Origin of the sequence: Deminuibacter soli, from assembly GCF_003412455.1 — a bacterium.
Taxonomy (GTDB): domain Bacteria; phylum Bacteroidota; class Bacteroidia; order Chitinophagales; family Chitinophagaceae; genus Deminuibacter; species Deminuibacter soli.
Window position 1 is genome coordinate 1074511 of record NZ_QTJU01000001.1, and the last position, 13091, is coordinate 1087601.

A 13091-nucleotide genomic window follows, 5' to 3' on the forward strand; every position below is an offset into this window, starting at 1 on the left:
GGATATTGGGGGGTTAAAACAAAAACAGACCGGAACCGAAAATAGTCCCAATCTGTTTTATTTTAAAAAATATTTATATCCCGTTTAGGCGAAAGGAAATTTTACCACTTTGGCTTTTACCGGTGTGTTGCGGATATCGATATAAATTTCTGTATCAGCTGCAGCATGGCCAACCGCCACATAACCCAGCCCGATGGCTTTGTTCAGTGAAGGGGCCTGGGTTCCGCTGGTAACTTTGCCAATGGTTTGGCCGGCAGCATCTTTAATCAGGTAGTCGTGCCTGGGTATCCCCTTTTCCAGCATTTCAAACCCTACCAGCTTGCGCTCAATACCTGCCGCTTTCTGCTGCTCCAGTATGGCTTTCGCGGTAAAGTCTTCGGCCTTGTTCAGCTTGGTAATCCAGCCCAGTCCTGCTTCCAGCGGAGATGTTGCATCGTCAATATCATTGCCGTACAGGCAATAACCCATTTCCAGGCGAAGGGTATCGCGTGCACCCAAACCAATCGGTTTTATACCTGCAGCCTTGCCTGTTTCAAAAATGGCATCCCATATTTTTGAGGCGGCGTCATCTTTATCTTCAAAGTAAATTTCCACACCGCCCGAGCCGGTATAACCCGTAGCGCTGATAATAACATTGCTTACGCCTGCAAAATCGCCTTTGACAAAGGTGTAGTATTTCAGGTTCATGATATCCTGTGAAGTAAGCGGCTGCAGAATTTTGCAGGCATTGGGCCCCTGTATGGCCAGCAGGCAGGTTTTATCGCTGATGTTGTGCATTTCTGCACCTTTGGTATTGCGCTCGCTGATCCAGTTCCAGTCTTTTTCTATGTTCGACGCATTTACCACCAGCATGTACACGTTGTTTTCTTCAATACAGTAAACAATCAGGTCGTCTACAATACCCCCCTGTTCGTTGGTGAGTGAAGAATATTGCGCTTTACCGGATGTTAATTTAGAAGCATCATTGGTAGTAACACGCTGAATCAGTTCAAGCGCGTTGGCGCCTTTCAGCATAAATTCACCCATATGGCTTACGTCAAAAACACCCGCATTGTTGCGAACGGCCGCATGCTCATCATTAATACCTGAATAACTGATGGGCATATTATACCCGGCAAATGCTGCCATCCTGGCCCCAAGCGCCACATGCTTACCGGTAAAAGGCGTATTCTTTATCATACAGTTTTTATAAGTGCGCAAAAATAGGGACTTGTTGCTGATAAAAAAGCCTGCCGGGCCCTGCAAACGCTTGTGCACAAAAAAACCGGCAGCGCAGTGGCTGCCGGTTGTACTTTTTTAGCTGAAAAGGAGAAGAACCCCGTTCTGAGAGCAAAACCGGGTTCTTGCTTCTCCCCAACTTTAACCGATTTTAGAAGGATAACCGCGTCATCAGTAAACCCGCAGGGCCGGGAACAATATCCGTTTTGCCTTTCAGCGCGGCGCTGGCTTCGGGTTTGTAGTGATAACGGTTAGATGTATCCCTTTTTATTTTATCTTTTAATTCCTGCTGGCGCTGGTCGATGTCTTTTTTCTGTTCGTCCAGTTTTCTCATTTCTTCTTCAGAATCAGCGCTGGGCCTTACCTTGGTAGCTTTCAAGCCATTGTCGGTCATCACATACTCCACATTCTCCTGCCAGTCGTAACCGTTGTCCCAATTGTCGTCCCAGTCTACATTCCAGCCTTTGTGGCGCCTGTTGCGGAATTCGATATTGAACCATTTGTAATCCTTGATCCTGCCATCGAGCTGGATTTTTTTACCAACCGGCACACCTACGATCAGCAATACCTGCTGGTTATGAAATTTCATATTGCTGGTTAAGGCAAAACCCGGGGGCAGTGTTAACAGGCTGTCGGCCTGCTGCACAGGGAACTGGATTTTACCGGCGTTATTTTTGGCTTCCTGCGCGCTGGAACCATGGCTGAATTTTACCAGCTGGGTATGAAACAGCGTGTCTTCACTTTTTACCACTTTTACCCGCACGGTGCGTAACACCACGCTGTCTTCAGAAAGAGTGTAAAAAGGCGCATCGTCATCATCATCCCAATCGATCCCGAATTTCACTACCGACCAGTTTTTAAGGTAATCGCTGTGTTCGCTTGAAACATTGAGCACCAGTTTGTTTTTCGAAGGTTGAACAAGGTCTATTTTATCACCCACACCAATCTGTGAGCTGTAGCTGCGTGTGATAGAAGCTGCCAGGCAAATGGCGCAGATCAGCCCGATCACCCACAAGCCGCTGAATGTATAGCTGAGGTAAGAATTTTTTGATTTAACACGCATTACCCTTCTTACTACCCATATTACCAGGCCTATTACAGGAACTGTAAAAAACAGTACCAGTGTAGCCCAGGCCAGTGCGTTTTGCCAGAAACCATCGAGGAAAAAGTTTTTAACAGGCAGGTAACTAACGCCACCCACCACCGCACCAACCAGTATCATCAGCATGGCAAAGGCAAATACACCGGCGATAAACAGGAAGAAGGCTTTAAATAATATACCGATGGCATTACCTATTCCCCTGCTGCCACGCGAAGCCGCTGCGCCTACTTCTGTACCAAACTGTTTGCCTTTTTCGGTTACTGTTTCTGTAAACTCTTTGCTCCATTCAGTGGCTTTCTGCGATATCTCTGCACCCCATTTTTCGGTGCGGTTTTTAAACTGGCCCAGATCTTCCTGGATAGAATTTTTGATAGAATTCAGGTCTACTTTTTCACCGCGCATTTCCAGTTTCTCGGAAGTAGAATGCGCTTCAGGAATCACTACCCACAGTATCACGTAAATCACAGACAAGGAGCTGCCCAGCGAGCCGAATACAATGGAAGGACCCGGATCATAATCGCCGAATATTTTTCTAAGTATCGATACAATGATGCCTATTGCCAGCGGTGAAGCAAAGATGAGGCGGGGTATCCATACGGCAATGTCGAAATAGGCAGCAATACCGCTGGCCACGCCGGCAATTACCTTTTCATCAGGATTGCGGAACAGGCGTTTGCGGAAATTTGCCTTTTCCAGCCTGGTGCTGGGCAAAATGGCCCATAACAATATATACACCAGCAAACAGGTACCAAAGCTGCCGAATGTAATAATGGTAAACACAATACGCACCAGCGTGGGGTCAATACGCAGGTAGGCGGCCAAACCTGAGCATACGCCGCCCAGCATTTTGTCATTTTCGTCGCGGTACAGGCGCCTGTGCGGCTCTCTTTCCCGGTAGCCTGCATCCTGGTAGGTGTTTTCGCGGTTTGTATTTTGGCCCTGGGCGGCAGACTGTGCCTGTGTATTGTCGCCGTCTTCAAAATCTTCGGGGCGGCCAATACTGGCTATTACCGTATTAACGTCTTCATCGGTGATGCAGGTAGCGCCTTTCTTCAGGTTATCGTTGAATAATTCTGCAATTCTTCCTTCAATGTCGTTGATAATCTCGTCACGTCCTTCTTCACCCGCAAAATGAATGCGCAGGCTTTCGATATACTGTTTCAGTATATCATAAGCTGTCTCCTCTATTGGGATTACCCTTCCCTGAAAGTTGATGTTTATTACCTTTTTCATAATCAGTGCGGGTTATTGGTTTAAGTTGGGATTTTCGTTATTGGCAGGCTGGGTAAGCGCGTGAACCGCGTCGGCCAGCTCTTTCCAGGTTTTTTCGAGGTCTTCGTAAAATGCAAGCCCCTTGTCTGTCATGCTGAAATATTTGCGCGGGGGGCCCGAAACGCTTTCCACCCAGCGGTAAGTAAGCAGGCCGGCATTTTTTAGCCGGGTTAACAGCGGGTAAAGTGTTCCTTCCAGAATCTGCAGGTTGGCGCTTTTCATGCTGTCAACAATATCACTCGGGTAAACTTCACCCTGGCGGATAATAGACAATATGCAAAACTCCAATACCCCTTTGCGCATTTGACTCTGTGTGTTCTGAATATCCATAACTGGAATTTTTTGAAAGGTTGCAGCAGTTGTTCAAGTCCGATGCAATCCGGTGATAAGCTTTTGTTTCCTGGTTAAGGTTGGGATCATTTCCTTTTGCACTACAAAGATGGGAAGAATTTTACTACTATGCAACACATAGTACCAGTTTTTTTAAGGTAATAGGTCGGAGCAGCATCTATAAAAGCGCAAAGGTTATTGATTACTAATCATTTATTCAATTTGAATTATTTTCTGAAATAGATAAGCGGTAAAAAGACAATGCCGAATGGCGCGGATGGAAACGTAAAATGCCGTGCAAGTACTCAACCAGCCCGCTGGCAGCCTTCAACCTGAAAAACAGTCTGCCGTAAATGCCCCAAATGACATGTTAAAAAATTTACCTATTTTATTTGCTCAAAATGAAACAAAAATTGGAATTTGTAGACCGGCCTAGAATTTGTTCAGTTTCAAGCCGTTCATTTTGTTCACTAACCTAAACTCTGTCTAATTCGATTATATTGTAAGCAGACAAAACGGATTAACAAACCAAACTATCCTTTTTATGAAAATGCCGGCATCCAAAACACTGCTCGCCTTTGTTACCTTTTTTCTCTTACTCAGTTTTACCATTGCTACCATTGCTGCCTGGGCACAGGGCTCTACGGTAGACAGTGATGCGCACATGCACATGAACGGTCACTCAGATGCCAGTTTCTGGTTTGGGCTTATGGAACTGCCTTTCCTGTTTATTTGCGTGGTTTTTGCTTTTATGACGGCCAGCGCCCTGCGCGGCGGCAAATTCGGCCGGGGCATGAACCTCCTTGCCTGGGGTTTCCTGGTAATGGCGGTGGGCCACCTGCACATGCAGCTCGACCATTTTTACAACCTTAACCTTTTCCGCAGCTGGTTTGGCAGTATTGGTGGCGCACTGGCCTGGTTTGTAGCGCTGGTGGTTACCTGGCTGTTATCGGCCACAGGATTTTATTCAATGTATAAAGCAGGCAAAGGCCGCTAAAAGCCGGTGAAAAGTATTTTTACGATATTCAGGAAGAAGATACCCGTCAGCGCTGTTCCCGTAAAAGATCAGCGGCAACTGTTCGATTTCCTTATCCGGGAAATCTCGGTGCCCAAACGGGCCGAAGAACTGATTGCCGTTGGTAAAAGAGACAGGAGCAGCGCTGCAGATGAGCTATTGCCCGACTATTTCCTGTTCGAACGGTACCTCACTAACCTGGACCCGGAACAGAAACACACGCGCAAAAGCCTGCGCACTGCCATCCAGCAAAAATTCCCCGAACTGGCCAGTGATCCTTTTTTATCTATTCTCTTTATTTCAGACATAGAGAAAAGACAGCGGCTGTCTGTGTTTTTTGTGCAGCAGTGCCTTACTATCTGCGGCAACAGCTTCGGCACTTCCAACAAATTTCTTGAACAGCTAAGCCTGCATCTCGCCGCCTCGCAACGGCAAGATGCTTCGGAACAAAACCTGCAGGATTTGCAGGGACTTACCGATTCGTTGTATAACTATGTTACCACCAATTTCGGCCAGGGACTGGCAGAGCGTATTTACAACAATGCTTACCAGGAAACTGCCCGCTTTTACCGGCAGCTCGAAGTGTTTCCGCACCTCATTTCCATATTGCCTAAAAGCATCGTGGGGCTGGCGCAGCTGAACATTCTCACCCAATCGCAGGTAGAACAGATTTACCTCGAAAAACAAAAAGAAACCGAAGGACTGAACATACAGCTGAAGCAGAAAATTGAAGAGGCAGAAGAAGCGCGCAACCTGGCGCTGAAAAATGAAATTTTGCTCAGTTCGGTAATTGCCAGCTCGCTTGATGCAATGGTTAGTCTTGATGAGCATGGCAGCATTATTCACTGGAACAGGGCCGCAGTGGAGATATTCGGTTACCAGCCCGAAGAAGCCATTGGCCAGAAATTATCCGATATCATTGTTCCACCCAACCAGGCAGCAGCACACAAACACGGGTTTGAACGCTTTTTGCGCACGCGCGAAAGCAGCATTATGAACCGCCGGCTGGAACTCAGTGCCATGCGCAAAAACGGCGACATTTTCCCGGTAGAGATTGTTATTACCATGGCCGAACATAAGGACGGCCTGTATTTTAACGGCTTTATCCGCGACATTTCCGAACGAAAGGAAAAGGAGAATGAATTAATTCAAACCCGCCTGCAGGCCGAGCTGGCAGCCAAAGCCAAAACCGATTTCCTGAGCGTGATGAGCCATGAAATAAGAACGCCGCTGCACGCTATCATCGGCTTTTCGCACCTGTTGCTCGAAAACAGGCCAAGGGCCGATCAGCAGGAGTTTTTAAACATGCTCAAGTTCAGCGGTGAAACGCTGCTGCATATCATCAATGATATCCTCGACTTTAATAAACTGGAATCAGGCAAACTGGAACTGGATACAGAAGAGTTTAACCTGAAAGACCTGCTGGATAACATCTACAAAACCTTTTTGCCCAAGGCCAAGGAAAATGGCATTCAGCTGCAGCTGTTATTCGACCAGCGTTTGCCGGCGCATGTAAAAGCCGATCCCGGCCGCATCAGCCAGGTCATCAACAACCTGGTAAGCAATGCCATTAAGTTCACGCCCAAAGGCTCGGTAAAAATCATTGTTACGCTTGAATCGGAAGAGAACAATGATTGCATGGTTGAGTTTGCCGTAAAAGATACCGGTATTGGTATTGCGTATGATAAACAGCAGAAAATATTTGACCTGTTTACCCAGGCAGACAGCAATACTACCCGCAAATATGGCGGCACAGGCCTTGGCTTGTCTATTGCAAAAAAACTGCTGCAGCTGATGAAGAGCGATATAAAACTGGAAAGTGATACCTGGAACGGGTCTAAGTTTTATTTCAGCGTACGCCTGCAAAAAGCCGGCGGTGTGGCAGAATCTCCGGATGATGCCATGCAAAGCGAAGGGCGTTATAACCGGCATGCATTTGACGGTAAAAAAATACTGCTTGCCGAAGACAATGAAATTAATGTAATGGTTGCACGCCAGTTTGTTGCCGACTGGGGCGGGTTGGTTGTGGTGGCCAATAACGGCATTGAAGCAGTTGACCTGTTTACCACAGACACATTCGACCTGGTACTGATGGACCTGCAGATGCCCCAGATGGATGGTTTTACCAGCAGCCGTGAAATACGCAAACACAATAGCCATGTGCCCATTGTAGCACTTACGGCCTCGCCTATTGATGAGGTAATCGGCAATATCATGTCGAGCGGCATGAATGATTATATCAGCAAGCCTTTTGTGCCCGATATGCTGTACAGCAAGCTAAGCAAGTATTTGCTGCAGGCAGCCCCTGTACAGTAACGCTGGTTATACCCTGCTGATCACCGCGTTTTTTAATTTATCAACCGCTTTCTCCAGCGTGCTGGCCTTTTTTGCAAAGCAAAAGCGCAATACTTTATCGTCTTTTTCATTGTGATAAAATACCGATACCGGTATGGTGGCTACACCTGCTTCGCGTGTTAAGCGAATGGCAAAGTCCCTGTCACTTTCGTTACTCAGGTGCGCATAGCTGTAGCACTGAAAATAACTGCCGTGCGATGCCAGTGGTTTAAACGGCGTTTGCTGCATCAGCTGCTGAAAGTAATCCCGTTTGTGCTGTAAAAACTTACCGAGCGAAAGATAGGCCTCGGGGTATTGCAGAAACTCGGCAATAGCCACCTGCATGGGTGTATTACAACTAAAGCTGTTAAACTGGTGCACCTTCCTGAACTCTGCCATGAGCTGTGGTGAGCTAATGCAGTACCCCAGCTTCCAGCCGGTGCAGTGATAGGTTTTGCCGAATGAAAAACAAACAAAACTGCGCTCCAGTAATTCCGGGTAACGCAGTACGCTCATATGTGGTAAATCGTCGAAAATAAGGTGCTCATATACCTCGTCACTTACAATCAAAATATTGGTTCCGCGTACAATATCCTGCAGCTGCTGCATATCCTGCTCGTGCAGCACACTGCCCGTGGGGTTATGGGGCGAATTGATAATGATGGCGCGGGTGCGGGCCGTTATTTTGCTTTTCACTTTATCCCAGGGTATGCTGTAATCCGGATACTGCAGCGATATGTATACCGGTACGCCGCCGTTTATTTTAACGTTGGGTACATAGCTGTCGTACGAGGGTTCAAACACAATTACCTCATCGCCTGGTTGCAGTATGGTAGTGAGCGCCGTGTAAATGGCATAGGTGCCGCCGGGTGTTATGGTAATATCGGTATCGGGATTTATGTTGCTGTTATACAGGCGCTGCGCTTTTTCGGCAATGCGTTCGCGCAGTTGCATCAGGCCATTCATGTGCACATACTGGTTAAAGCCGTTTTTCATGGCTTTGTTCACCAGGTCGGTCAGCTGCGAATCCATGGGAAAATCAGGGAAGCCCTGCCCCAGGTTTACCGCATTGTGCTCTGCGGCCAGCTGGCTCATTACGGTAAAAATAGTTGTACCAACATCGGGCAGTTTGGAAACAAATGTTTGCAAGATTTGAGGTGTTTGGTCAAAGATAACTAAGCTGCGTAAAAAAGCCCCTTCTTTCAAAGGGGCTATTACAGCAGGACTTAAGAAAAGTTTTGATTGCGGCACAGCGCGACACGAATAGGTTTTTGGTTGAGAAACAGTACGGATTACATTGTTTGATCGTAGTAAGCAATCGTTAGGGCCATTGTTATTTTCTAACTACTTCGTAAAACAACAATACAGTGATCAAAATGAAAACCGCATTTTCCCGGGTCAGTGGAAATGCTTTCATTTCATTTGTTTTAACAAATCTAACCAAGCATTTCAAATGTTAACTTAAATACAATTTTAAATAACATTAAAAAACAATGAAAGCAGCCGCTTATGCTGCAACAAACAAAAACAGGCGGCTCGCTCAGAACCGCCTGTAAAAAAATGATATATGTTGTTTAACGTGTTAGTGCTTGTACATCAGGGTCGTCTGAAATTGCATTCATCTGTTTCAGTATCCACTGGGCTTTCCAGCTTACCCTTGGACTTAATGGCTTAACCGTAAATTTCTTCGGGTTGGGCAAGCAGGCAATAATCATGGCTGCTTCCTGGCGGGTAACATCTTTGGCATGTTTGCCAAAATACTGCTGCGATGCAGCTTCTACACCAAAAATGCCGGGCCCCATTTCAATTACGTTCAGGTAAACTTCCAGTATGCGTTTTTTGCCCCAGGTCCATTCAATGAGTTTGGTGAAATAAAACTCGGGCACTTTACGGGCATACTTCATAATGCCTTCACCCTGCCACAAAAACACATTTTTTGCCGTTTGCTGGCTAATGGTGCTGGCACCTGCGCCGCGTACTTTCTTTTTCTTTTTAGGATTCGCATTCAAACTCTTTTCAATAGCCTTCCAGTCAAACCCGCTGTGATCGGGAAACAACTGGTCTTCGCTGGCCATTGCCGCAAGTTTAAAATTGGGCGATATTTCATCCCAGCCAACATAGTCACGTTTTAAACCATAGCCGCCCATCCAGTTGGCGGTTTGCGTAAGTGTAACAGGCGGAAAAACCCATTTGCAGATAATGAGGTATACCAAAGATGAAACAAAACAAAACAGGAGGATACGCCATATCCATCGCCATACTTTTCCCATAAGTGCAATGATTGTGATTTAGCGGTTGAGCGGGCAAGATACTGTGTTTATTGAATGATGCCGTTTTATTATTTGGTCATATTTACATACTCGAGATGGTATTTTTTCCCGATGGTATAACCCAGTGGTTTCCGCTGTTTAAAAAAGTGAATCTGGCTTACCAGGAATCCCAGCCCTGCAGTAGCAAAATAAGCAATGGCATAATCGCCTTTTTCAGTAGTGTGTATACTGTTAATGCCGATAATACCACCTGCTATAAACGCTGCGCCTACCAATGTATTGCCCACCGAGGCCATAGAAATGCGTTTGTGCGGCACAATGGCTATTTCTTTCAGGGCTACGCCGGTAGTACCCCAGTTAATCAGTTCGGGTTTTGAGCCGTACATGGTGGGCACCATTTCGGTGCTTTGCACTTTTATAAAAATGGAATCGTTGCGGCACTTGTCTACAATGCCTTTCAGGTATTGATCGTACGTAGTATAAATGTAGATATTAGAGCCGCTGTAATACCGTTCAATGGTGCGGTCTCCTTTTTTAAGCAATACAAAATCTTCCTGGGCGCAGGCGCGCTGTGCCACAAAGCCCAGCAAAACAATAAGCAGGCAGTTTTTCATGCAACAAAATAAGAAGGGCTGCGTAAAACGCAACCCAACAATTCGTTAAAGCAGCAGAACATTTTTAATGTACCAGTTTATCGCCATGGAACAATAAGCCCCAGGCCAGCGCCACGCCAAAGCCAATTAATATTAACCCGGAAATACGGTTAATGATGTGCACATTGTGCCCGGTAAGTTTCGGCCGTATTTTTCCTGCCAGTAATACTTTTAAAATATCACTGCACAATACAAATAACAGGCAAACAGAAAATACGATAATACGGTATTGAATAGGATGGTCTTCTGTTTTGGCATCGGCCAATATGGTGGCAGAAGCGGCAAACCAGAACAGGAACACACCGGGATTCAGCAGGTTCATAAAAAAACCGGAGAAGAAAATACCAAACAGGTCCCGCTTCCGGAATACTTTGGTTTTAACGCTCGCATCATCGGCCAGCACTGTTTTTTTGAAAAAGAAATTATAGAGGCCAAGCACTATTAAAAAAATGCTGCCGCCAATGCCTATTACTTTTTCATGGCTCATCACCGATTGAAAAAGTTGCGTAAACAAATTACACACCAGCACCAGGGTAATATCACTGCCCGAAACACCGGCAATAAAAAAATACCCTCCCCTGTGCCCGTTATTAATGCTCTGTTTAATGATGGAGAAAATAACCGGTCCTACCGAAATACTCAACATTAAACCCAATGCCAAACCTTTTACTAACGCAGCAGCCATAGCAAGCCTTTAAATAAAATGGGCTAAAATTGTTTGATGACTTGAGTTACAATACAACCAGGTTAAGGTTCAGTTTATCCATGCCAGGTATGGGATACCTGCAAACGCATGGGAAGCACTTAACCAGCAGCATTGCGTTGATTTATACGAGCTCGCCTTTTAAGAACTTTTTCCAGTCTTCCAACATTTTGCCTTTCAATACACGGGGAAACTTGTGTTGCCCGCCCACTTTTCCTTTCAGGCGCATGAATTCCATAAACTGTTCTTCCTGCAGCACATCCAGATACACGTTGCGCAGTGCGCTTTTGCGCTCTACCGCATAGTCATCGTTTATCTGCTTCAGCTTATCGTCAATTTTTCTGCCCAGCAATTCTGCATTCACCACGTCGTCGCATGCAACATACCAGTGGTGTGCAAAAAAATTGCCTTCAGGCTCGCCAACAACGGTGTATTCAGGTACGCAGATATTCATTTCTTCACTCACCACCTGTATGGCTTTGTTCATATTGTCAACACTCAGGTGTTCACCTACCAGGCTAAGAAAATGCTTGGTACGGCCGGTGATCACTATTTCGCAACGCTCTTTGTCAACAAAGCGGATGGTATCACCAATCAGGTAACGCCATGCACCTGCGCTGGTACTCAGCAGCAATGCATAGTCTTTTCCTTCTTCCACTTCATGAATCATGAGTGCTTCAGGATTATCGACCATATCGCCGTCGGCTGTAAAATTTTTGTGATCAAACGGCACAAATTCAAAGAAAATATGCTCGTTGGTTACCAGGCGCATGCCTTTGCTGTGCTGCCTGTCCTGGTAGGCGATAAAACCTTCACTCGCCAGGTAGGTTTCAATATAGGTGATGGGTTTGCCCAGCAGTTTTTCAAACCCTTTTTTATAAGGTTCAAAACTTACGCCGCCATGCACAAAAAAAGCAAGGTTGGGCCACATATCGTGAATGTTATCGAGCTTATACTTCTCAATGATCATTTCCATGCACATCTGTATCCATGCAGGAACACCAACAATAAAACCGATATCCCACTCAGGCGCCTTGGCCACAATTTCTTCGAGCTTGCGGTTCCAGTCGCGCTGGCGGGCAATTTTTTTACCCGGCTTGTAAAATGGCTGAAACCAGAATGGTGTTTTTTTGGCCGTGATACCACTGAGGTCACCGGCATAATAACCCGTTTCTTTCTGCAAATCGGTACTGCCGCCCAGCATCAGCCAGCCTTTGCCAATGGCTTTTACCGGCACATCTTCATAATTGCGCAAACTAAGCAGCTGCTTGATCATGGCAATTTTATTGCCTTTCAGCAAATCGGATGTGATGGGAATGTATTTGCTGGCTGCTTCGCTGGTGCCACTGCTCAGTGCATAGAACTTAATTTTCCCCGGCCAGCAAACATCGGGTTTACCTTCGAGGGTTAAGTGCCACCATTCTTTATAAATGCTGTTGTAATTATATGTAGGTACCAGCTCCTGGAATTTTCTTCCGGGATGCTTGCTCATCAGCACCTCATCAAACCGGTATTTCTGCCCAAACTGCGTAAAGCGTGATTTCTTCAACAGTTTTTTCAATACCCGTAGCTGCTGCCTGCGCGGACTATTTTGCGGCAGGCGTAGTGCCTTGGCAATGCTTTTTGGTAATTGTATATCAAAAATGGCCATTAGAGGTTATTGGTAAGGGTCGCGAAGCTAACACAATAAAGCTAGCAATCTACCTTCAATTAATGGAATTGTTTGCGTTTTATTTTAAAAACAGGCAATTACATGCAAGTGTTCATGCCCATTTGTTTACAATTTTACAATTTTTTCAAGAAAATTGATTCATTTATATATTTCGATGTATTTTTGCATTATGGAATTAAAACGGTTCGAAAAAATATCAAAGGCGCTTGGTGATACCAACCGGGTAAAAATACTGCACCACATTACCGGCAAAGGTGGCTGTGGCAGCTGCTCAGATATCAACGAGCTCATTGATCTGGCACAACCCTCTGTAAGCCACCATATTAAAATATTAATTGAAGCCGGTTTGATAGAGGCTACCAAAGAAGGACGCAACCATAAATACACCCTGAGCAAAACAACGCTGAACGATTACATTCATGCGCTGCAGCAGTTGCGGCTGCCGGCCTGTGAGCAAGCGTAAATTTTTTTTACCTAATTCATTGAAGATTTTAAATATATCAATTCGTAAATACAAAACAC

The 13091-nt window shown here is 45.7% G+C and carries 11 protein-coding genes; 3 read left to right on the forward strand and 8 right to left on the reverse strand.

The annotated features are described in order from the left end of the window. Positions 1-84: 84 nt before the first annotated feature. From gcvT to DXN05_RS04670, 3 genes are all read right to left on the reverse strand, one after another. Positions 85-1179 carry a glycine cleavage system aminomethyltransferase GcvT gene (gene gcvT, locus DXN05_RS04660; RefSeq protein ID WP_317125855.1) on the reverse strand — a complete coding sequence of 365 codons (1095 nt, stop codon included), beginning with the start codon at positions 1177-1179 and terminating at the stop codon, positions 85-87. Positions 1180-1369: 190 nt separating this feature from the next. After that, positions 1370-3553 (reverse strand): PspC domain-containing protein, encoded by a 2184-nt coding sequence (locus DXN05_RS04665; protein ID WP_116846022.1) that lies wholly within the window; start codon positions 3551-3553, stop codon positions 1370-1372. A gap of 12 nt (positions 3554-3565) precedes the next feature. Beyond that, positions 3566-3922: a PadR family transcriptional regulator gene (locus DXN05_RS04670; RefSeq protein WP_116846023.1), complete on the reverse strand. Its 357-nt coding sequence runs from the start codon at positions 3920-3922 to the stop codon at positions 3566-3568. A gap of 544 nt (positions 3923-4466) precedes the next feature. On the opposite strand from DXN05_RS04670, the gene DXN05_RS04675 reads away from it, so the two are divergent. Both DXN05_RS04675 and DXN05_RS04680 read left to right on the forward strand, forming a co-directional pair. Continuing rightward, positions 4467-4919 carry a hypothetical protein gene (locus tag DXN05_RS04675; protein ID WP_116846024.1) on the forward strand — a complete coding sequence of 151 codons (453 nt, stop codon included), beginning with the start codon at positions 4467-4469 and terminating at the stop codon, positions 4917-4919. Positions 4920-4925: 6 nt separating this feature from the next. Further along, on the forward strand, positions 4926-7253 hold the full coding sequence (locus tag DXN05_RS04680; RefSeq protein WP_116846025.1) for a PAS domain-containing hybrid sensor histidine kinase/response regulator: 2328 nt from the start codon (positions 4926-4928) through the stop codon (positions 7251-7253). Between the two features lie 6 nt (positions 7254-7259). Here the strand turns inward: DXN05_RS04680 and DXN05_RS04685 are convergent, their stop codons facing one another. The 5 genes from DXN05_RS04685 to DXN05_RS04705 all read right to left on the reverse strand — a co-directional run bounded on the left by DXN05_RS04685 (position 7260) and on the right by DXN05_RS04705 (position 12548). Continuing rightward, positions 7260-8420, reverse strand: a complete 1161-nt coding sequence (locus DXN05_RS04685; RefSeq protein WP_211329975.1) for a methionine aminotransferase — start codon at positions 8418-8420, stop codon at positions 7260-7262. 425 nt (positions 8421-8845) lie between these two features. Further along, a complete protein-coding gene (mtgA, locus tag DXN05_RS04690; protein ID WP_116846026.1) occupies positions 8846-9541 on the reverse strand; it encodes a monofunctional biosynthetic peptidoglycan transglycosylase in 696 nt (231 codons plus the stop codon). 68 nt (positions 9542-9609) lie between these two features. Continuing rightward, positions 9610-10155 (reverse strand): hypothetical protein, encoded by a 546-nt coding sequence (locus tag DXN05_RS04695; RefSeq protein ID WP_116846027.1) that lies wholly within the window; start codon positions 10153-10155, stop codon positions 9610-9612. Between the two features lie 64 nt (positions 10156-10219). Then, positions 10220-10879, reverse strand: coding sequence for a LysE family translocator (locus DXN05_RS04700; protein WP_116846028.1), 660 nt, complete (start codon positions 10877-10879; stop codon positions 10220-10222). Positions 10880-11021: 142 nt separating this feature from the next. Then, positions 11022-12548 (reverse strand): GH3 family domain-containing protein, encoded by a 1527-nt coding sequence (locus tag DXN05_RS04705; protein WP_116846029.1) that lies wholly within the window; start codon positions 12546-12548, stop codon positions 11022-11024. Between the two features lie 190 nt (positions 12549-12738). On the opposite strand from DXN05_RS04705, the gene DXN05_RS04710 reads away from it, so the two are divergent. Then, complete coding sequence (locus DXN05_RS04710) at positions 12739-13032, forward strand: ArsR/SmtB family transcription factor (RefSeq protein WP_116846396.1); 294 nt, start codon at positions 12739-12741, stop codon at positions 13030-13032. Positions 13033-13091 lie beyond the last annotated feature (59 nt).

Bases quoted from the DNA above. Each gene is read 5' to 3' on its own strand.
- DXN05_RS04665 (WP_116846022.1), bottom strand. From the start codon at position 3,553: ATGAAAAAGGTAATAAACATCAACTTTCAGGGAAGGGTAATCCCAATA.
- DXN05_RS04675 (WP_116846024.1), top strand. From the start codon at position 4,467: ATGAAAATGCCGGCATCCAAAACACTGCTCGCCTTTGTTACCTTTTTT.
- gcvT (WP_317125855.1), bottom strand. From the start codon at position 1,179: ATGATAAAGAATACGCCTTTTACCGGTAAGCATGTGGCGCTTGGGGCC.
- DXN05_RS04695 (WP_116846027.1), bottom strand. From the start codon at position 10,155: ATGAAAAACTGCCTGCTTATTGTTTTGCTGGGCTTTGTGGCACAGCGC.
- mtgA (WP_116846026.1), bottom strand. From the start codon at position 9,541: ATGGGAAAAGTATGGCGATGGATATGGCGTATCCTCCTGTTTTGTTTT.
- DXN05_RS04670 (WP_116846023.1), bottom strand. From the start codon at position 3,922: ATGGATATTCAGAACACACAGAGTCAAATGCGCAAAGGGGTATTGGAG.
- DXN05_RS04705 (WP_116846029.1), bottom strand. From the start codon at position 12,548: ATGGCCATTTTTGATATACAATTACCAAAAAGCATTGCCAAGGCACTA.
- DXN05_RS04700 (WP_116846028.1), bottom strand. From the start codon at position 10,879: ATGGCTGCTGCGTTAGTAAAAGGTTTGGCATTGGGTTTAATGTTGAGT.
- DXN05_RS04710 (WP_116846396.1), top strand. From the start codon at position 12,739: ATGGAATTAAAACGGTTCGAAAAAATATCAAAGGCGCTTGGTGATACC.